This window comes from Spiroplasma endosymbiont of Thecophora atra, from assembly GCF_964019735.1.
GTDB classification, from domain to species: Bacteria; Bacillota_I; Bacilli_A; order Mycoplasmatales; family VBWQ01; genus Spiroplasma_E; species Spiroplasma_E ixodetis_A.
The window spans coordinates 1,003,361-1,023,490 of record NZ_OZ026464.1 but is presented as its reverse complement, the minus strand read 5'-3'; the positions used below and the strand labels follow the sequence as shown (position 1 = coordinate 1,023,490).

Genomic DNA, 20,130 nt, shown 5'->3' with positions numbered 1-20,130 from the left:
TGTGCTATCTTCAAAATAATAATAAGTTATTTCAAAAGTAAATCCTTGTAGGTATAAAGTTTTTGAACAAAAAAATAATTTTAACGTTTTTTGTTCAATATTTACAGTAATTGAAAAGTAATCATATTGTGCTTTTTGATTTATATAATAAAACTCTGAGTTAGCGTTTGAACCATATGTATTTGCATTTTTAATAAAATAGTTTCTATATATAGTTCTTTAATAATATGATTTAATTTTTTAAAAAATATTATAGGATTATCATTTAAAATTTCTAAAATTGTTATTGTATGAAAAATACTTGAGTAGATTATTTTTTCTTCATCAAATTTTTCTTTTTCTTTTCGATCTTTTTTTTCAAAATTTGATTTTTTTGGCATATTCAATTTTCCTTTCAAAATAAAAACCCATTTACTTTCATAAAAAGTAAATGGATTAAAAACTAATATTTAGTTATATACAGTATAGAAAATAAAAAAAATTTGTCAACTTTAGAATCTCTTATATTATTTCAAAATAAGTCAAATTTCAAAAAAGTAATAATAAAAACTTTAATAGTGTTAAAAGCATTTTTTATGTTTTTTAGATAATCATTTATTATTATTATTTATAGTTTATTTTAAAAATTAAAATAAATGAATTTTTTTGAAAGGAAAAAAATGAGAGAAGAAGATTTAAAAGAGATAAATGAAAAAATATTAAATATAAAAGAATTATATAAACGTAATAATGAAATTTTAAATGAAATCATATTTAATAAAAATAACTATTGTGAAGAAAATATAGATATGATAAAAGATTCAATTTTAGAAAAAAATTATAATTTTCAAGAAATAAAAATTCAACTTTTAGATCATCAAAACTTTTTATTAAGTAAAAATATAAATAATGAATTCTTATTTAATAATCTTGAGTTAGAATTATCAATAAATAAATTCTGATATAAATTTTGTATTAAACTTTATAAAAAAGAAAAAGAAGTAGTTAAATATTGAAAAGAACAGTATTTTGAATGTTATAAAAAACATTTTTTTATAAAGAAAAACTTAGAAAATGATAATAAAATATCAAATTTTGTTATTAATAAAATTAATAAAGATGTACAAAATATTTCCGTTTCGACTCCTTCATTAAAAGTACATACATTAAAAATGTAAAATATATAAAACGCTATTTTTTAATAAAATCATTTAAAAATCTAGAATTTAATTTTTTTTAAATTATGATATAATCACTTTAAAATAATTATTAATTTTTTACAATATTTAAATGAGGTATATATATGAAAAAACCATTATTATTTATGGGTGCATTATTATTATCAAGTGCAGTCACTGCTAGTACAACGGCATGTAATAATCTAACTATATTCAAAAAAGATTTAAAAAAAGATTTAACACAAACAGATTTAAAAATTGTACCAGAGGAACATCGAGGAACAATACCTACAGATTATGAATTAAAATCACAACTATTTATTTTAAATCATGAACTTCATACTGATAATATTATAATTATTAATAAAACAACTAATTATGCTTTTGTTGTTGGTGATGGTATTTTTTATAATCAAGATAAAATTAAAATTACTTATCAAATCCAAACTATTGATATTAGAACAATAATTGTTGATGGAGCATCCATTGGTAATTTTAGTACTAATGGTCAAAAACCTACTGTGGAAGCCGTTTACAGTCGTATTCAAGAAAAATATTCTAATTTAGAAATGGATCGCCTTAAAATTGATGTTATTTCTAATAAAGAAGCAACTATTACAGGTATTACGGGTGCTGATGTTATTCCTCTTTATACTGGTAAGGTAACAGTTACATTTAGTACTAATGATAGTGTTGATTTAAGTACTATTATTAATAAAAAAGATTTAATGGTTAAGACTAATGGTCATGATATACCATCAAATAATGATGTAATAAGAGCATTACGTGATACTTACCAAGAAAAGTTAGATACTTCTTTTATTGCAATAGAAATTACTGCTACTAATAGTGCCACTATTACTAGTACAAATCAAAAAAAATATACCGGTAAAGTAATACTAAATTTAAATCTTGATATTAGAATTGCTCTTAAAGACGTTATTAATAAGGGATTAGATAAAATTGCTATTATAGGAAAAGTAATAACTTTAGAAGATGTTAGTAGTGCATTGAAAAAACAATATTCAAGGTTAAATATGAATGCTATTCAAGTAACGTTGCAAAATAATAGTGTTACTATTAAATCTATTAATCAATATGTATACACTGGTGCTGATGTAGTAATTAATAATTTACTTATTGATTTAAATAGTGTTTTAAATAATAAATTACCAACTTTGAATATTCCTGGACAAAATACACCAAGTAAAGAGCAATTAATTTTAGCACTTAAAACCGCTAACTATAATCTTGATGTAAGCAAAATTATAGTTGATAAAATTACTGATAATAGTGCAGTTATTAATGGTGATGGTAAATTTTATAGCAATGATAGTATTGTTGTTACTTATGATTGTGATAAAACAGAGCTTTTAAGTGATGTTTTTAAAAATTTAAATTTAGGAACAATTAAAACTAATGGATTATCAAAACCAAATATTGAAGAAATTAAAACTGCGATTAGTAAAAGTAATCCAAATGTAAAGCTAGATGCAATTAAATTTAGTGAAGATGATATTACTAATCAACAAGTAACTATTAGTGGTGATGAAACTATTTATAAAGGAAAGATAGTTGCTGATTTTACTGTTGATAGTAGTAGTATTAATAATGATCAACTAAATTATAATTATAATGAAAGTAATAGTGTTGGTTCGTTAAAAAGTACTTGAACCAGCTCTGATATTCCTCTATTATCTAATTGAACAAATTATGCACCAGATTGAGATAGTTTTTCTAATAAGTTTAGTAAATTAAGTTTTGGTGATAATTCGTATTTTAGTCTTTATTGTAATACTTATACTGATCAAAAATTAAAAGGTTCGCAATTAAGTATTAGTACTAATGATATTAGTAATGATAGAAACAAAAATATATTTGAGCTTAGTTACTATTATGATGGTGGATTTTGAGGAGCCTTTCTTGAATTACATGGTTATATTCATATTTGACATGATGAAGAAAATGTTTATGTAAGCATTAATTGAAGCGTTGATACAGTTAAATGTTTCCGTGATCGAGTATGGAATATTAACTTGCAAGGTGTAACCTTTAGTTAGAATTTAACAGATTATATTTATTTAGTTTTACTGTTAATCATATAATTTTGAAATATTAATTTTATTAAAAAGATAAATGAGAGATAATACTCTCATTTTTAATATTTTTTTATATAAATTAAGTAAATAATTAAAAAAGGATATACAAAGTAAGTTAAAAAATTAAAATTAAAAATTATTAATTTATAATTATTATAAACTTAATATAGTTTTTATTTTAAAATAAATGAGTTTAGATTGAAAGGAAAAAAAGATGAATAGAGAGCAAGAAATAAATATATTAAATGTAGAAATAAATTTAATTGAACAAAAAATGGCTATTATTAAAAGTAATTTAGAAACTTGTATCAAAAATATAAGTGATAATCAAAGACAAGTATCTAATTTTTAGAAGAACTTAAAAGAGAAGATTCAGAACATAAAAAATTATTATCTTCACCATGTTTAGAAAAAAGTGGAAATTGTCAAGAAAATAGAGCAATGAGAGAAAGAATTACATTTCATTGAAGACATATTAAATATATTGAAGGAAAAATTATTAACTTAGAATTTTTAAATAAAAATCAAGAACAAGAAAAAAATAATTTAAAATCCGAAATGAATTTATTAAGGATAGAAAAAGATAAAAAAATTAGAATTTTAGAACAACAAAAAAATAATTTCAATAACATTAAGAGTATTGTTAATCATGAAAAAAAGTATAATGATAGTAATAAACCCAATACAAGTTATAGTAAATTAACATAATAAATTAACATAATTGAAGTAATTATATAAGATTTATATTTAATTTATTTACATTATTGAAGAATTTTATTTAAGTAAGGCTATTGAAAGTTGATTTTTAAAATTTTGAAAGTAATAAAAATTGAATTTAATTTATTCTGTAGGAGCTATTCCACAATCAATTCTATGGATACTTACATTACCAAAATGAATTTCTAAAAAAACTTTTGAGTTTGGAAAATTTCCTGTTACTGGTGTTCAATTATTAATATCACTAAAAAATTGTGTAGAAATTTTTGTATTTAGTAATTTAACTAATTCATCAAATTGCTTTTGTTTATCATCACTTTTAAATTTTAATTTAAAACTAGTAATTGGATTACCTTGTCTAAAACCTTCTTCTGTTGTTAATTTTAAAGTACTTTTATTAAATATAATATTAGTAATAATTATATTATTAATGCCTAATTCATTATTTTTGCTTGTATTGATAGTATAAGAAGTAATAAGTTTTTCATTTTTTTCATCTTTGGTTAAAATATCAATTTGACAAGTACCGTCACTAACCCGAAAGTCATTTTGATTATTTTCTGTAATTTTGCCTGGATTACTATTTCTAACTTTTGCAATTAAATTACTAATTTCATTAACATCATAGTTTGAATAATCCTGATTTTCATTACCAGATGTATATCCTAATTCTTGTAAAAATGCAACAGCATGCTCATTTCTTGCTTTATATTTTTTTGAAGTAGAACCTGTAATTAATAATTTATTTTTAAAGAGATTATCAGGTATAATTAATGAATCATCGGCAATAATTAAATATTTTTCGTTATTACTATCATAACTCAATTTTTGTTGGATTAAACTTATTGAGTTATCTTAATTATATCATCCTAATAATTTTGCATATCTAGAATTTAAATCAGGCACTTTTATTGAATCATACTCACAAGCAACAATTGAACTTGTGCTAATAGAAGTTAAAGTAATTGCACTCATTATTTTTAATGTTATTTTTATATTTCTCATATTTGTAACCCCATAAATAATATTCAAGTATATAGGGACTTCGTCCCTCGCCACTACGTGGCTCACCCAAATTATAGTCCCAGTAGGTTCACTGGGACTATAATCATTTTTATTTATCTTTATTTTTAGGTTTATCTTTTTTCTTTAAAATATTATCCAATTTATCCAATCCAGCAGACTTAATATCGCTATAAGTCATATCAATACTATTTGCTTCTTTAAGGTATTTTTTAGGTGACAATTCACTTTTAAGTTCATGCACATAATGTAAAGCACGTCAATTATACCTTTTTAACCAGTGTCTAGGAAAAAATAAAGTTATAGCCATTGCTTCACCACTATAACTTGGAGGCATAATACCTCTTTTAATCATTTTCTTTGTTCTACGACGTGAAAATACTACTTTATTATAATCCTCAATATTAGTATATAAATTAAGATTAAATATAACAATAAAACCCAAAAAACGCATACGTTTAACTTGAACAACATACTCAACTTTTTCTCTTGCTTGTACTGGTATTCTATTAGGATGTTGTTCAATCAAATACATTGTACCATTAAACATGTGACCTATTAACTTACAAAATTGTCCTAAACTTTCTTGTTGATTTTTAAACTGTACTCCTAAATCATTAGAATTTATTTTTAATACTAATTCATCTAAAATTATTAAATCTTGTTCCTCAAAAGCATAATTACTTGCTAACTGATTAAAAGTAAAAACATCGTTATAATTAACCAAATAAGAATAACCAGTCTTTAACTTAATAGGGAAAGGACTAACTACTCGTTTCTTATGACTTTGTGCTAAACAACAAGCAAGGGCAGATTTGCCAGTCCTTGGAGGTGCTGAAATAATATAACTACCAACTCGTTTTAAAATTTTAAGATTACGAATAGTTATAAGAATTGGATAAATAATTATAATCAAACCTATAACTAATAACACATAACCATATCAAGGCATAATAAACTCCTAACCTATAATTAAACTAATTGCTCTAACAAATAATCATAAAGGTATAATATTTTCTATTCCACTAACAATATCAACATTTAAAGCAGTACTAATCGTATCTGAAAAAATATGTCGTAATAAACTATCTGTTGTAAAAAGAAATTGTCTTAATGGTTCAACTGGTAAAACTTTACCAACAACACCATAAAGTACTCATCTAAAAGCATTACGCAAATGACCAAAAACATCATATCAACTAACACGTTCATACTCAGGGTTAAAAGGACTATTTGGTGGGACTGGTGTTACTTTCTCACTTGAAAAAATATTAATTTGACCAAAATTTAACCGTGGTGACATATGTGAAAATGAATCACCATGAACATCAAAAAATACTGTTAAATATCTTAAATTTGGAACACGAATAGGCATAGTAACAAAATTATATAAATCTTGCTGATAAATATCATTATCAACCTTACCTTTAAAAACATACTTTGTATCACCAACATTATCTAAAAAACTAAAAACAAAATTAGCAGTAAAAGTTTTAAAATATTCATATTCAAAATAAAACATAAAACCTTGAATATAAAAACTTAAAGGTTTATCAATTTCAAAATTTAACTGTGTTTGAAAATTTATAACTCTCCTATCATTATTAACAAAATTCAAACGATTAGTATTCTTTTCTGTAACATAATTATGATTAAACATAATACGTGAAAATTCATCCAATTGTTTTCTATTAAAAGTATAAACACCAGACCCCATATTTATCTCTTGTGACGGAACACCAATTGTATCACTATAATAAGAACATATATAAGTACCCTGATTACCAATAAATTCACCACTTACTAATTTTAAATCCGGCTGGTCAACATCAAAATAAGCAGAATTTCATGGAATTGTTGCTCAATCATCAAAATTATGATACTTAACATGTTTAACCATTTCTTTTGTAATATCATAATTAACAACATTAGGGTCATTTGAAGCAATTAAACTAGTTGGTGCTTGAACAGAAGTATTTACAACAAAAAATAATTTAGCAAATTTAAATCACATAATTATTTACCAAACAAACATCTTAAAACTCATCATAAACCATAAAATATAATAAATCCAATAAAAAACTGCGTTCCATAAACTACTAAATTTTATAAAATAGTAGTAAATTGGTCAACTGGACTTCCTATAAACATAGTTCAATAATCAACTATACATTGATGTATTTTATTGTAAATATCTCAAACACTCATATTTAATACCTACCCAAACAATGACCTAAAAATAAATTTAATACTACGATAAATAAAATTAAAAAATACACCTAATACCAACCAAAAAGTCAAATTAAACAAAATATAAACTTCATCAGTAATATTAGTTTGATTTAAAAATATACCAATATCATTACTAGAAAATATAAAAATTAAATGCAATATACTATTAACAAAATCACTCATAACTAATTACCTACAAACTTCCCTTTTTTATTTTCAACACCCTTAGCCTTATTTCTTAAACGTTTTCTTTCATGTTGTTTAGCAATTTGCTTACCAACAAATTTTGAACTACCTTTAATATTTTTGTAACTTTTCTTTACAGTACCCGATGTAGAAACTGGCTGAATATCAATATTTAAAAAAACTGACATAGCAAACTTTATTAAAAGAATAAAAACAACAAAAGTACCCAAATTAAAACCTAAATCTGCCATTGGCAAATTTCAAAATTTCATAAAAATTTGTCCAAATAGTTCTAAAACTTTTGAAATAAAAGCAACACCCATAATAAACTACTCCTATATTATTTTTAATAATTTTAAAATTAATGAAAAAGTAAAAAGTACTAAAATAATTGCTAACAATGGTGCTGGCATTGAAACTATTTGTTGTGAACTATCACCAAAAATAAAACTTTTAATAACCAAAGACAAATTATGTAAACCAGAAAAATCAGTAATATAACTTTGTAAAATATTTTGCACAATATTATTTAAAGAAGGTAAAAGTTTACCTAATAAAGGAAAAACAAAAATTATTGCAAAAAATAATTTAATCATAACTATTACCTCCTAAAAACAACTTTAATTTTTTCTATCTAAATCCACGAATAATATGTCCAATAAATTCTTTAATAAATACTAAGACCATCATAAATATTGGAATTAATACTGGTCAATTTGTCATTATAGAATCACCCGCAAATACTTAATTAAAAACATAACTAAAAGATTCTAGTAATTTTTGACCAATACCTCCAATCATTTCTATTAAAGCACTTAACCCTTTTGGCATACTAATCACCTCCCTCCTCTAATTCTTTTCTTGCTCTTTCTTTACGTTTTTGTTCTTTACAATATCAACAATCTGGGTCAACTACATTGTGTTTTCTATGTTTAAATTTTCAAACTAACTTTTTAATAGTACCTTTAAAAGCCCAAGAAGTACCAAGCACAGCAATTATCACAACTATTCATTTAACCATTATTTTCTACCTCCTAAAAAACTATCAAAACTCATATTTTCATATAATCTTTGGTCAAAATTTCTTTTTGCCTTTTTCTTATGCAACTTTTGTCTTGACATATTTTTTCATTTATCTTTTTTCATAAAATTAATTCACTCCTTATAAAATAAATGTTCTTATAGTTTTATTTTGTTCATTATTTCTTAAATTTTCATTATTAATTTCTAATAATTTACTTTGAAATTCTAATGTTTGTTTTAATTCTTTTACTTGATTATTTAAATTTAGAAATTTTCTTTCTAATTTTTGTTTTTCATATCTTTTTCTTTCAACTTTTAAATCATTCTTTTTAATAAATTTATTTTCTTTTCTCTTAAAAACTCAATTTGTTATTTTATTTTTAATATTATTTCATGGAATACCAATATAACCCACAACAATACCAATTAAAATAGATACTGGTTTAATTGCAACAATTCCTAAAACTATAATGCTAGGAATTAATCCTAAAAATATACTAAATGTAATACATCCAGTTAATGCCATAAATTTTAAAATTCATCACATATATATTTTCACTTTAAATACCACCTAGTGTATAAGCATAAGAATAATCCCAGTTTAAACTTGCTCTATCTAAATTAATCTCTGACATACTATCATCATTTAAATCAATATCAACCATACCGTCATCTGTACTTTGATAATGATTAACACTGCCATTAATTAATCTTGCTCTTTCATCAGTAAACACTTCTTGTAATTCTGTATTATTATGTGTATTTCCTAATGGCAACAGTAAAGTATTTATAATTTCACTTGCTCCGGCAATAATCGTAGGAATAGCAAAATAATTATTAAAATTATTATTAATACCCATAGCAACACCACTACTAATCAAACAACCACCAGTACCCATATTTGCTATTTTACGTATAGTTTCAAATCTATTAGGTATTAACTCAGTTAAACTACTAATAACATTCGCTATACCAAAACTATTTAAAGATATATAAGTATCTCAATCTACAAAATAATTATCAACTACTGGTTTAGGTGTTGGTATTGGAGTAGGAATTGGTGGCTCAGTAGGGCAAGGTGGTCAAAAACAAGGTTCATCTCTTAATAAAAAAGTTGACTTATTTACATACTGAACAAACTTAGCATAATTAATTAAACCAATTGTTCCTAATCCTAAAAATATCTTTTTATAACTATTAATAACTTTATTTCTAGTAGTTGGTCTTTGATTAATATTCCATATATCAATTCCTAACTTTTTACTAAATAACAAAGAATTAATAGAACCTAAAATTGGGTCTTTTAAATATTGACCATAATAAGCACTAACTCCTACCATAGCACTTAATGGACTTAATCCAGTTCTTAATATTTTAGTTAAAGTATAATTACTAGTTTGTTTTAACTCATTAGGCATAAATAAAACTCCTTACTTTATTAATAAGGAGCATATTTATACTAATTAGAGTAAGGGGCAAAAATACACTAAAAAGTATATATATGCCCCTTATTTAATTTTTAATTTTCTTTTTGTTGTAATTGTTCTTTTTGTTTAACCAAAGCAATATTTAATATACAATTTGGACAATAATATTTCCCAGTATATAAATTTTGTAAAACTCTTTTAGGACAAATTAGTTGGTCGCAAAGTTTGCATACATACATTGCTAAATGAAAATGTTGTTGACAAGCACAATTATTAATTTTTGACATAACTTAAATCCTTTAAATAATTATTTACCAATTACCCTATAATAAATAACTATTTAGTTTTTAAATTATGTATGTCAATTATTTTTGCTTCTCATGTTATTTCAATATCATAATAAGAACCAAGACTTAAATTCATTTTAGAAAGTTTAGTAAATAATTCACTATCATGTAAAACTCATTTATCCTTAGATTTTTCACCAGTTGATATTTTAATACCTTTATCAGTAACATAAAACGACGAAAAAGTAAGTACATCATAATTTTTGGACTTACCACTTTTTTCATCTTTAATTACTTCATTACTTCTAATTTTCGTCAATTGACAAAGAAAATACATTTTATTAACCTCCTAGGAATTAGGTTATATTAATAACCAGATTAATAATATGGGTAATTAACATTATTAATTATAATATAACATAAAAATTAAAATTTACAACAAAAAAACGCAAAATGTCATTATTTAGTGATAATTTCCTATTAGTTATCGAGTAAAAATTTCCCAAAAGTGAAGTTAAATATACTTGGTGATAAATATGGAAAGAAGTATGACTATGAAAGAAAAATATAAATACAAAATTATAAATGATATTATTATTAATAAATTATCTAAACATCAAGCCAAGAATAAACTTAATCTAACTATTAGAAGAATTAACCAATTAATTCAAATTTTTAATAGAGAAGGTAAAGTTGATTTTATTCATAAATCTCGTAATAAAATTTCTAATAAGGCAACAAATTTTGAAATCAAAATTAAGATTATAAACTTGTATAAAACAAAATATTATAATTTTAATTTTCAACATTTTCATGAGAAATTAATTAATGAAGAAAAAATTAAGATTTCATATAGCACACTTTATACTATATTAATTAAAGAAAAAATTACTTCACCAAAAAGACATAAAAATAAAAAAAATAACTTACATCCAACAAGAAATCGAAGAACAAATTTTGGTGAATTAATTCAAATGGACGCCAGTAATCATCATTGATTTGGTAACGATAAACCAAAATCATTTTTACATGCTGCAATTGATGATGCTACAGGAAATATTGTTGGACTATGATTTGATCATCAAGAAACATTAGATGGTTATTATAATATTTTTTATCAAATTTTAACTAATTATGGAATACCAAAAACATTTTATACCGATAATAGAACAGTTTTTGGATATAAGAAAAAAGTTGATGCAGGAAAAATAAATACAGAAAATGATACTTATACTCAATTTCAAAAGTCCTGTAATGATTTAGGTGTTGAAATAATCAGAACTTCAATTCCGCAAGCTAAAGGTCGCGTTGAACGCTTATTTGGAACACTTCAAAGTCGTTTAATTAGTGAATTACGACTTAATAAAATTAGAAATTTAGAAGAAGCTAACAAATTTCTTAAAACATACATAAGTACTTTTAATAAACAATTTGCCTTTCCTATTGATGATACTAAATCTGCTATGGTTAAAGCTCCTACACAGGAAGAAATCAATATTTATCTTTCAAGATTTTCTAAAAGAAAAACAGATAGTGGTTCAACCATAACATATTATGGTAAAAAGTATTTTCCTTATAAAAATAACAAAGTTCAATACATACAACCTAGAACTGATGTAATTGTACTTAAATCATTTATTAATGAATTATATCTTAGTTACAATAATCAAATGTATGAACTAAAAGAAATAGCACAAAAACCAATTATAAAAGAAAATTTAATAAAAACTAAAAAAGTTTATATACCCAATAAAAATCATCCTTGAAGATATGGATATCAATAATTCTTAATTAAAATTAAAAATCTATTTTATAAGATATTTAATTTTATAAATACTAAACCATATAAAATTTTAAAACGTTTGCGTATGAGCAAATTTGGTGTTCTAAAATTGATTTTAAATATAAAAGAAATTGTAATTGCAATCTCTCGTTTTTACATTTGTGGTAAGTTTGATTTAGTCGGATTTATTAATAAATTATTTAAAGTTACATTATTAATTTTATTAACATCTATATTTATTTCACTATTTGATTTTCTTATATATAATTCTTTTACTTTTTTAATATTTCCAAAAAGTTCTTTTGATATTTTTATAAAAAAATCATTTTTTTCTTTAATTATTTTATTTTTATCAATTTTTCCAAAAGTAAATATTTTCAATATTGAATAACTAATTTTTTTAAATTTGCTAATCTTTTGTTTTTTTAAATTTTCATTAATATCAACAATAGTAGTTTGAGCTAAATTAACTCTATTACTAATAATTTCTGGAGTAAATTGATTTTTATTAATAATTATTTTTTTCAATTCTCTATTAATTCATTCATATTCTTCTTGTAAATTTTTATTCATTTTTTCATCCTTTCAAAATAAAAACTCATTTACTTTGAAATTAAAGCAATGAGTTAAAAACTTATATTAAACTTAATTAAATTATACAAAAAAAAGTTCGCAAATCAAAATTTAAAGCTAAATTTTTAACGTTTATTTGGAATTCGTGTTTATATTTATTTAACACTGTAACTTTCCAAAATAATTTATTTTTTTATAAATATTTTTGGGAAATTTTCACTCGATATTGACACAAAAAAACGCAAAAACATAAAGTTAAATTCCTAGGTAAAACCTTACATTTTTGCTATTAACCATTATATATATATATATATATATATACAAGTATTTTCTTTAAAAATCATATTAAGATTTAACAGTTTGAACTTTTTTTTCACGTTTATCACCATAAATTAAAGTTTTAAGCATAAAATGAAATGGAATTCAAATAATGGTCAAACATAAAAATATTGAAATACACATAATAACTCTTTTTAAAATATTCATTTAAGTACAACTCCTTTCTTAAATAAATATATCAAAAATAAAATTTTAAAAAACAATTAAAATATAATTTAATGTAAATGTAAAATTCTAGGTACACGCTTAATTGCATTCCTAAACCTAATACTATCAATTGAGATATATTCATCATAATCTTTAAAATTATCACCAAAAACAGTAGTATCAAAACTACCACCAAAAAGTATAGTACGACCCAAATTATCAATTTTCTTTTTAAAAAATTGTGTATGTAAAGCATTAATAGAAGCGTCAATTAAACGTTGATATAACATTATCTTTTGGCCTTTAACTACTTTTGGATTAGAACAATTACGAGAAAAAGCATAAGCACGAACACCCAAATCATACTGATTTTGAGATTTTATATCATTTTGCACTTTTACAACATATTTACTTAAATACTTAACTATATTTTCATTAGTACCTTTTTTAACAACTCTTACATCATTAAAACCAAATGGTCATCATTGTGGCAACATACTTTTATGTATTTTTCTATTAAATAATATATGAAAGTGAATAGCACCACGCTTTTGATATTCATAAACATACATATATTTTAACTCACCTAAATATTTAACACGTTTAGGGTTATTTCATCAACGCTTTAAACGTTTGAAGAATATAGCAATATCATGTTTTGCTTTATTAATATCTTGCATATTTTCAGCATAAGTTAAAGTAACAAAACTTAAAACTTTTGAATTATAAAAATTATGATACGCTTTATGTATTAATTTTGTTTTAGTACGAATAGTACGTCCCTACAACAGGTCTATATATACTAGTTTCCAATTCGCTCCCACCCCAAGAATTACCATTAATGGTTAGTATATTTTATTAGGTATCACTCCACTTTTTATTTATCCATGCAAGTCCACATGCTAGCTACTATTTTTAACAACTGTGTTGTAGTTCACTTTTTTAGTTCCTTAACACGTGTTGATAATAGTATTAAAGAGGGTTATTAAAAATTTTAAAATTTTACAATTACAAAAAAAGACAAGATTATTTCTTGTCTTTTTCCTTTATAACTTTGATAATAATTTTTATTTTTTTAAATGCTGAGTTATACTTGTAAGTGCAAGTAAATAAAATTGCAAAAAATTCTCATATAAAAATTTCATAATGCTAAATTTAGTTTAGAAAAAAGTAAGGAGTTTTTATATGAGTTATAAACATCTTGGCATAGATGAAAGGATTTATATTGAGAATCAATTGAAATTTAAATTTAAAATTAGTGAAATAGCTAAAAATCTTAATCGAAGTATTAGTACTATTATTCGAGAAATTAATAGAAATAAAGATAATAATCATTATTTTTCATTAATTGCACAAAATAAAGCTGAAAATCGAAAACAATCACATATTAGTTTTCATAAGTTTAAAAATAAGAATTTAGTAAAATATGTACAACAAAAATTACTATTAGGTTGATCACCTGAACAAATTTATGGCAGAATTAAAAATTTTCATAAAGAGTGAGTTATTAGTTTTAAAACAATTTATACTTGAATTTATTTTGGAATGCTTGATAAAGTTACTAGTAAAAATTTAAGAAGAAAAGGTAAAAAACGAAAATCTAAAGAAAATCGTGGCAAGTTTAATGGTAAATCAATTAAAGAACGAGATATAAATGTTAATGATCGTATAACACTTGGTCATTGAGAAGGAGATACTATAGTATCATCACGAGGTAAAAGCAAATCATGTTTAATAACTTTAGTTGAAAGAGTATCACGATTTACTTTAGCAATATTAGTTAAAAACAGAACTACTAAAGTTATTAATAAAAATGTTAGTTATTATTTATCAATTCTTCCTAAAAACATTGTTAAAACTATTACTTTTGATCGTGGCAAAGAATTTTCAAATTGACAACAACTTGAAAAAAATTTAGATATAAAAATTTATTTTGCCAATCCATATTCACCTTGACAAAGAGGTACTAATGAAAATACTAATGGTTTAATTAGAGAAAAATTTCCTAAAAAATTTATTTTTTCAAAAACTAATAAAAATGAAGTTCATAAATTTATATTGTCTTTAAACCAAAGACCAAGAAAAATACTAAATTATCTTTCACCAATCGAATATTTGGATAGAAAAATAATTTAGTTGCACTTACCTTTACAATTTAGCATTTTAAAAAAAGTTCAATTCATAAGATTGTTTTAAATGCAAATAAAATTTTTAAATATTTGGATATTAGATTTTATTTAAAAAAAGGTTTAAATAAATTTTGAAAAAATACACCATATTTTGAAAAAATACGAGAAAGTATATATAAATTACAAGAAAAATTTGAAAAGTTAGAAAAACAAGCATTTGAAAAGATTAATAAATTAAAACAAAAAGCAACTGATTTATTTACTAGTGCAGAAAAAAGAGCAATTAAACATGCACAATTAATTCCATTAAATTCACAAGTATTTATGGGTTGTAAAATTCAACCTTTATCATTAGATAAATGTGCAATTACTATTTATCATCGCAATCCTAAATATAAACCAATTACAGTTGTTGATAGTATTCTTAAAGCAAAAACTTTTGTTACTCAAATACATCCATTTCATTGATATCGTTGATATAGTGGTTGATACATTGGTTATGGTATTAATCGTAATAAATGATTAAAAGCAATAGCATTTGCTCCACCAGTGGTACAACAAGTAATTAGAGATAGTTTTAAAGTATATAGAGAAATATTTAGAATAATAAGAACTTATCATAAAGTAGTAAATGTTATTAATAATCCTATTGAAAATATTAATAAATCATTTAAAAGTGTTGGTTTAAAATTTTCAGTTAATACTTTATTTGGCACTGGACTATTACATCATTTAGAAAAATTTGCATATAGTCAAGTTGTAAAAAAAGGTAAGAAAAAGTTACAAAAAGAAATTATCCATATATCACATAGAAAAACTAAAACAAAAACTAAGCATTATAAAAAAGCATTTTTTAAGGAATGATAAATTATGATTAATAAACTTTGAACTGATGTCAGTCTTGAAAATTATAATAACTGATATCCATTAACTGGAAAAATTACAGAAACCCCACAGCAATATATACAGACATGACCTAATGTTAATGATTGATTTAAAACTTTTGCTATTCGTGCTCAAAATGATATTAATGCTTATCTTGATTTTATTTTATCTAAATTTCCTTTTGATAGTTTTAAAGATGAATTAATTAAAGAAACATTAAGAGATATGGTTTATGTAATGGTTGAACATTGACTATTTAATCGTACACCAATTGAATTTAATGTTGATGCTACTATTCAATTTAATAATGGTAGTCAATTTAGTGCAAGTAGTATTCCTACGATTAATGTTTGAGATTTAGCACCTAGTAGAATGAAAATATGAGCAAGATTAACAGAATTAAAACAAATATTTTCAAGTTATAATGATGATGAAATAGATATTGAAAAAATTGACTTAAAAGCATTTTATACTAGAAATCAAGTTGATGAATTAATTGAACAACAAAAAGAATTTACATTATCAAAACAAATTAAATTATATGATGATTTAGTTGATGATAATGAAAATGAAATATACAGAGGTCCTGTTAGTAAATTTGTTAATAAAGGTTATGTTGCAACAGATTATGATAAAGAAACTGAAACAATGATTTTAGATTGACCAGATGAAATTGGAACATTACCACAAGAAGCATTACAAAATAATCCACAAATTGGTGATTATACACATGCACCAACTTGTGATTTTTCTGCTAAACAACAAAAACGAATTACTACAAATGAAAATACTATTAAATTATTAGAAACTAAAGTTGATAATAATATCAAATTATTAGAAAATAAAATTGAGATTAATAAACAAAATATTGATGATATTAAAAATAACTGATTTAATATTGAAACTAGTCCATTATGAAAAGAAATATCAAATGAACTTTCAACTGATAATTTAAATAAAGAAATATTAGTAATATGAGGTTATATTTATGAAAGTGATATTTATAAATATAAATATACTAGAAAATCTATATTTAAATTAGATAAAGAATCTGCAATAAAATCATATACTCTATTAGATACTTTTTATTCAGATGAAATTAATAATATTAGATTATATTTAACTTGCATTAATTATAAAATTCGTGCAAGTGCTACATCTGGAACATATTACTCAGGATTTATTTCTAAAATATATCAATATATTGGAAAAGGTACACCAACTGAATTTATAGCAGAAGAAACTTCTGGACATGATTATTATACAAAACAAGAAACTAATAAATTGTTGGATAAAAAGCAAAATATTGATGATGAGAATTTACAAACAGTTGTTAAACAAATTGTTCCAGCAATTAATGAAAATAAACTAAATATTGATAAAAAACAAGATAAATTAATTGCTGGTACTAATATAACTATTGATCAAAATAATAAAATTAGTGCTACTGGTGGTAAAGTAGATTTATCTGATTATTATAAAAAAGAAGAAATAGATAAAAAATTAGAAGATAAAATGGATAAAGACCATTTTAAATATGCTTTTTCTATTAATACTATTGGTACTGAAATTCTTAGTTTAGAAACTACTGATAAAACTATTGCTGGTGCTATTAATGAAATTATCAAAAAACAGCCACAACCAATTCCAATTCCTCCAAGTGGTTCAAATTGAAAAGAAGTAGGAAAAATTATAACAGATAAAAATAATAATGCTGAGTTATACTTGTAAGTGCAAGTAAATAAAATTGCAAAAAATTCTCATATAAAAATTTCATAATGCTAAATTTAGTTTAGAAAAAAGTAAGGAGTTTTTATATGAGTTATAAACATCTTGGCATAGATGAAAGGATTTATATTGAGAATCAATTGAAATTTAAATTTAAAATTAGTGAAATAGCTAAAAATCTTAATCGAAGTATTAGTACTATTATTCGAGAAATTAATAGAAATAAAGATAATAATCATTATTTTTCATTAATTGCACAAAATAAAGCTGAAAATCGAAAACAATCACATATTAGTTTTCATAAGTTTAAAAATAAGAATTTAGTAAAATATGTACAACAAAAATTACTATTAGGTTGATCACCTGAACAAATTTATGGCAGAATTAAAAATTTTCATAAAGAGTGAGTTATTAGTTTTAAAACAATTTATACTTGAATTTATTTTGGAATGCTTGATAAAGTTACTAGTAAAAATTTAAGAAGAAAAGGTAAAAAACGAAAATCTAAAGAAAATCGTGGCAAGTTTAATGGTAAATCAATTAAAGAACGAGATATAAATGTTAATGATCGTATAACACTTGGTCATTGAGAAGGAGATACTATAGTATCATCACGAGGTAAAAGCAAATCATGTTTAATAACTTTAGTTGAAAGAGTATCACGATTTACTTTAGCAATATTAGTTAAAAACAGAACTACTAAAGTTATTAATAAAAATGTTAGTTATTATTTATCAATTCTTCCTAAAAACATTGTTAAAACTATTACTTTTGATCGTGGCAAAGAATTTTCAAATTGACAACAACTTGAAAAAAATTTAGATATAAAAATTTATTTTGCCAATCCATATTCACCTTGACAAAGAGGTACTAATGAAAATACTAATGGTTTAATTAGAGAAAAATTTCCTAAAAAATTTATTTTTTCAAAAACTAATAAAAATGAAGTTCATAAATTTATATTGTCTTTAAACCAAAGACCAAGAAAAATACTAAATTATCTTTCACCAATCGAATATTTGGATAGAAAAATAATTTAGTTGCACTTACCTTTACAATTTAGCAAATGTATATTTTTTAAAATACGTCGAATATAAATTTAAAAATTTAAGGGTTAAAGAGAGTAATTTTGTCTAATTTTCATTATTTTTCAAATAATTCATTTTTGGAAATAAGTTACTAATGTAATAATTAATTATTTCGTAAATTTGACAACTGCCCTTATAGCAATATACATTGTTGGTGAACTTCAAATTTTCGGATTTACAATTGCATTATAGGTATTGTTTAAATTAATTTTTCAAGAACTAAAATCTGAGTAACTTTAATTAGTTCAATGTGCAAAGTTTTTTTTAATAAAATCACTATTACTAACATTACCAATAATTAATGAAATTATTAGACCGCATAAAATTGCTAATGCAATTGCTCCTGGAATTTTTTTAAAATATAAAATGAATATTAGAGTTAAAACAAAAATTCCCATTAAAATTAATGGTCAGTTATCTTTTAAATTTGCTAATGAGGCAATTGGTAAACCGCTACCACTAATTTCTACCAAGCCAATATTTTTAAAACCAATATATGCAATAAAAAAACCAATACCAGTACCAATTGCTAATTTCATTGATTGTGGTAATGATTGTATGATTAACATTCTAATTTTTGTAGCAGATATTAAACAAAATAAAATGGAAGAAATCATTACTGCAATTAAAGCTCCTTCATATCCAATTCCATTATTAGCAATATTAAAAGTAAATACAGCATTTAATCCCATACTTGGTGCTAATCCAACTGGTATATTAGCAGATAATCCCATAATCACTGTACCAATGAATGCAGCAATGGCAGTAGAAATAAAAATTCCCCCAAATTGCATATTCCCATTATTGACATTAATACTTGGTGCACTTGATAAAATGCTAGGTTGTACAGATAAAATGTAAACCATTGCTAAAAAAGTTGTTAAACCACCAATAATTTCTTTTTTAAAAGTAGGATTAAGACTATCAAATTTAAAAAACTTACTAATTGTTTTTTTATAAAACATATGTTATTCCTTTCTTATAGTAAATTTAAAAATAAAAAAATCAACATTTCCCAAGTGTTTGATGTTGATTTATCATGACAAAAAATCATTAATAAACCCATAGTGTTTAATTTTTGGTTAAACATAGAAATACTAGTCCATATTACTAGCATATAAGGGCAAAATTTATTTAATTATACTGATATTTTATACTATATAAGTATTTTAATGTCAAATTTTATGTTAAGTTTAATTTTTGTTTTCTTTCAATAATTTTTATATCTGAAAATAATATTTCTTGATTTACTATGTGTGCTATTTTATTTTCAGTTTTATTTATTTTAAATGTTATTTCTAAAAAGT

27 protein-coding genes and 1 riboswitch are annotated in these 20,130 nt (G+C 22.9%); of the genes, 9 read left to right on the top strand and 18 right to left on the bottom strand.

Annotated features, from left to right (window positions below):
* Positions 1-140: 140 nt before the first annotated feature.
* Entirely contained in the window at positions 141-380 is a 240-nt protein-coding gene (locus AACL05_RS05785; protein WP_338960530.1) for a hypothetical protein, read from the bottom strand.
* A gap of 279 nt (positions 381-659) precedes the next feature.
* On the opposite strand from AACL05_RS05785, the gene AACL05_RS05780 reads away from it, so the two are divergent.
* From AACL05_RS05780 to AACL05_RS05765, 4 genes are all read left to right on the top strand, one after another.
* Positions 660-1,157 carry a hypothetical protein gene (locus AACL05_RS05780; protein WP_338985860.1) on the top strand — a complete coding sequence of 166 codons (498 nt, stop codon included), beginning with the start codon at positions 660-662 and terminating at the stop codon, positions 1,155-1,157.
* A 125-nt stretch (positions 1,158-1,282) separates the two neighbouring features.
* Positions 1,283-3,217, top strand: a complete 1,935-nt coding sequence (locus AACL05_RS05775) for a hypothetical protein (protein WP_338960526.1) — start codon at positions 1,283-1,285, stop codon at positions 3,215-3,217.
* Between the two features lie 226 nt (positions 3,218-3,443).
* Positions 3,444-3,608: a hypothetical protein gene (locus AACL05_RS05770; protein WP_338985858.1), complete on the top strand. Its 165-nt coding sequence runs from the start codon at positions 3,444-3,446 to the stop codon at positions 3,606-3,608.
* Between the two features lie 89 nt (positions 3,609-3,697).
* A complete protein-coding gene (locus AACL05_RS05765) occupies positions 3,698-3,964 on the top strand; it encodes a hypothetical protein (protein ID WP_338960521.1) in 267 nt (88 codons plus the stop codon).
* 132 nt (positions 3,965-4,096) lie between these two features.
* Here AACL05_RS05765 and AACL05_RS05760 read toward each other — a convergent pair whose 3' ends face one another.
* The 13 genes from AACL05_RS05760 to AACL05_RS05700 all read right to left on the bottom strand — a co-directional run bounded on the left by AACL05_RS05760 (position 4,097) and on the right by AACL05_RS05700 (position 10,488).
* A complete protein-coding gene (locus AACL05_RS05760; protein ID WP_338985856.1) occupies positions 4,097-4,798 on the bottom strand; it encodes a hypothetical protein in 702 nt (233 codons plus the stop codon).
* Positions 4,799-4,828: 30 nt separating this feature from the next.
* Positions 4,829-4,978 carry a hypothetical protein gene (locus tag AACL05_RS05755; protein WP_338960516.1) on the bottom strand — a complete coding sequence of 50 codons (150 nt, stop codon included), beginning with the start codon at positions 4,976-4,978 and terminating at the stop codon, positions 4,829-4,831.
* A gap of 109 nt (positions 4,979-5,087) precedes the next feature.
* Positions 5,088-5,948 carry a hypothetical protein gene (locus AACL05_RS05750; protein WP_338960514.1) on the bottom strand — a complete coding sequence of 287 codons (861 nt, stop codon included), beginning with the start codon at positions 5,946-5,948 and terminating at the stop codon, positions 5,088-5,090.
* A 9-nt stretch (positions 5,949-5,957) separates the two neighbouring features.
* Positions 5,958-7,010: a hypothetical protein gene (locus AACL05_RS05745; protein WP_338960512.1), complete on the bottom strand. Its 1,053-nt coding sequence runs from the start codon at positions 7,008-7,010 to the stop codon at positions 5,958-5,960.
* A 203-nt stretch (positions 7,011-7,213) separates the two neighbouring features.
* Positions 7,214-7,411, bottom strand: a complete 198-nt coding sequence (locus AACL05_RS05740) for a hypothetical protein (protein WP_338960152.1) — start codon at positions 7,409-7,411, stop codon at positions 7,214-7,216.
* A 2-nt stretch (positions 7,412-7,413) separates the two neighbouring features.
* A complete protein-coding gene (locus tag AACL05_RS05735; RefSeq protein WP_338960510.1) occupies positions 7,414-7,737 on the bottom strand; it encodes a hypothetical protein in 324 nt (107 codons plus the stop codon).
* Positions 7,738-7,749: 12 nt separating this feature from the next.
* Positions 7,750-8,010, bottom strand: coding sequence for a hypothetical protein (locus AACL05_RS05730; RefSeq protein ID WP_338956747.1), 261 nt, complete (start codon positions 8,008-8,010; stop codon positions 7,750-7,752).
* A gap of 236 nt (positions 8,011-8,246) precedes the next feature.
* The gene (locus AACL05_RS05725) at positions 8,247-8,435 is read right to left on the bottom strand and encodes a hypothetical protein (protein ID WP_338960158.1); all 189 of its coding nucleotides are present in this window, start codon (positions 8,433-8,435) and stop codon (positions 8,247-8,249) included.
* Positions 8,435-8,560 (bottom strand): hypothetical protein, encoded by a 126-nt coding sequence (locus AACL05_RS05720; RefSeq protein WP_338960160.1) that lies wholly within the window; start codon positions 8,558-8,560, stop codon positions 8,435-8,437. Before AACL05_RS05720 ends, AACL05_RS05725 begins: the two co-directional genes overlap by 1 nt.
* A gap of 16 nt (positions 8,561-8,576) precedes the next feature.
* Positions 8,577-8,996, bottom strand: coding sequence for a hypothetical protein (locus tag AACL05_RS05715; RefSeq protein WP_338960508.1), 420 nt, complete (start codon positions 8,994-8,996; stop codon positions 8,577-8,579).
* Position 8,997: 1 nt separating this feature from the next.
* Complete coding sequence (locus AACL05_RS05710; RefSeq protein ID WP_338960506.1) at positions 8,998-9,855, bottom strand: hypothetical protein; 858 nt, start codon at positions 9,853-9,855, stop codon at positions 8,998-9,000.
* A 101-nt stretch (positions 9,856-9,956) separates the two neighbouring features.
* Positions 9,957-10,151, bottom strand: a complete 195-nt coding sequence (locus AACL05_RS05705; protein WP_338960504.1) for a hypothetical protein — start codon at positions 10,149-10,151, stop codon at positions 9,957-9,959.
* 49 nt (positions 10,152-10,200) lie between these two features.
* Positions 10,201-10,488, bottom strand: a complete 288-nt coding sequence (locus tag AACL05_RS05700) for a hypothetical protein (RefSeq protein WP_338960502.1) — start codon at positions 10,486-10,488, stop codon at positions 10,201-10,203.
* 199 nt (positions 10,489-10,687) lie between these two features.
* Here AACL05_RS05700 and AACL05_RS05695 point away from each other — a divergent pair, with 199 nt between their 5' ends.
* Complete coding sequence (locus AACL05_RS05695; protein WP_338960500.1) at positions 10,688-11,935, top strand: ISNCY family transposase; 1,248 nt, start codon at positions 10,688-10,690, stop codon at positions 11,933-11,935.
* A gap of 152 nt (positions 11,936-12,087) precedes the next feature.
* Here the strand turns inward: AACL05_RS05695 and AACL05_RS05690 are convergent, their stop codons facing one another.
* The 3 genes from AACL05_RS05690 to AACL05_RS05680 all read right to left on the bottom strand — a co-directional run bounded on the left by AACL05_RS05690 (position 12,088) and on the right by AACL05_RS05680 (position 13,691).
* Positions 12,088-12,507: a hypothetical protein gene (locus AACL05_RS05690; RefSeq protein WP_338960498.1), complete on the bottom strand. Its 420-nt coding sequence runs from the start codon at positions 12,505-12,507 to the stop codon at positions 12,088-12,090.
* A 345-nt stretch (positions 12,508-12,852) separates the two neighbouring features.
* A complete protein-coding gene (locus AACL05_RS05685) occupies positions 12,853-12,993 on the bottom strand; it encodes a hypothetical protein (protein ID WP_338960166.1) in 141 nt (46 codons plus the stop codon).
* Positions 12,994-13,061: 68 nt separating this feature from the next.
* On the bottom strand, positions 13,062-13,691 hold the full coding sequence (locus AACL05_RS05680; RefSeq protein ID WP_422397372.1) for a rolling circle replication-associated protein: 630 nt from the start codon (positions 13,689-13,691) through the stop codon (positions 13,062-13,064).
* Between the two features lie 487 nt (positions 13,692-14,178).
* Here AACL05_RS05680 and AACL05_RS05675 point away from each other — a divergent pair, with 487 nt between their 5' ends.
* The 4 genes from AACL05_RS05675 (at position 14,179) to AACL05_RS05660 (ending at position 18,775) form a co-directional block, all read left to right on the top strand.
* The gene (locus AACL05_RS05675; RefSeq protein WP_338960236.1) at positions 14,179-15,129 is read left to right on the top strand and encodes an IS30 family transposase; all 951 of its coding nucleotides are present in this window, start codon (positions 14,179-14,181) and stop codon (positions 15,127-15,129) included.
* A gap of 83 nt (positions 15,130-15,212) precedes the next feature.
* Positions 15,213-15,989 (top strand): hypothetical protein, encoded by a 777-nt coding sequence (locus tag AACL05_RS05670; protein WP_338985854.1) that lies wholly within the window; start codon positions 15,213-15,215, stop codon positions 15,987-15,989.
* A 3-nt stretch (positions 15,990-15,992) separates the two neighbouring features.
* Entirely contained in the window at positions 15,993-17,738 is a 1,746-nt protein-coding gene (locus tag AACL05_RS05665; protein WP_338985852.1) for a hypothetical protein, read from the top strand.
* 86 nt (positions 17,739-17,824) lie between these two features.
* Positions 17,825-18,775 carry an IS30 family transposase gene (locus AACL05_RS05660; protein WP_338960236.1) on the top strand — a complete coding sequence of 317 codons (951 nt, stop codon included), beginning with the start codon at positions 17,825-17,827 and terminating at the stop codon, positions 18,773-18,775.
* A gap of 284 nt (positions 18,776-19,059) precedes the next feature.
* On the opposite strand, the gene AACL05_RS05655 is transcribed toward AACL05_RS05660, so the two are convergent.
* Positions 19,060-19,788, bottom strand: coding sequence for an NCS2 family permease (locus AACL05_RS05655; RefSeq protein WP_338960494.1), 729 nt, complete (start codon positions 19,786-19,788; stop codon positions 19,060-19,062).
* Positions 19,789-19,868: 80 nt separating this feature from the next.
* A riboswitch (purine riboswitch) is annotated at positions 19,869-19,966 on the bottom strand.
* Positions 19,967-20,130: the final 164 nt, after the last annotated feature.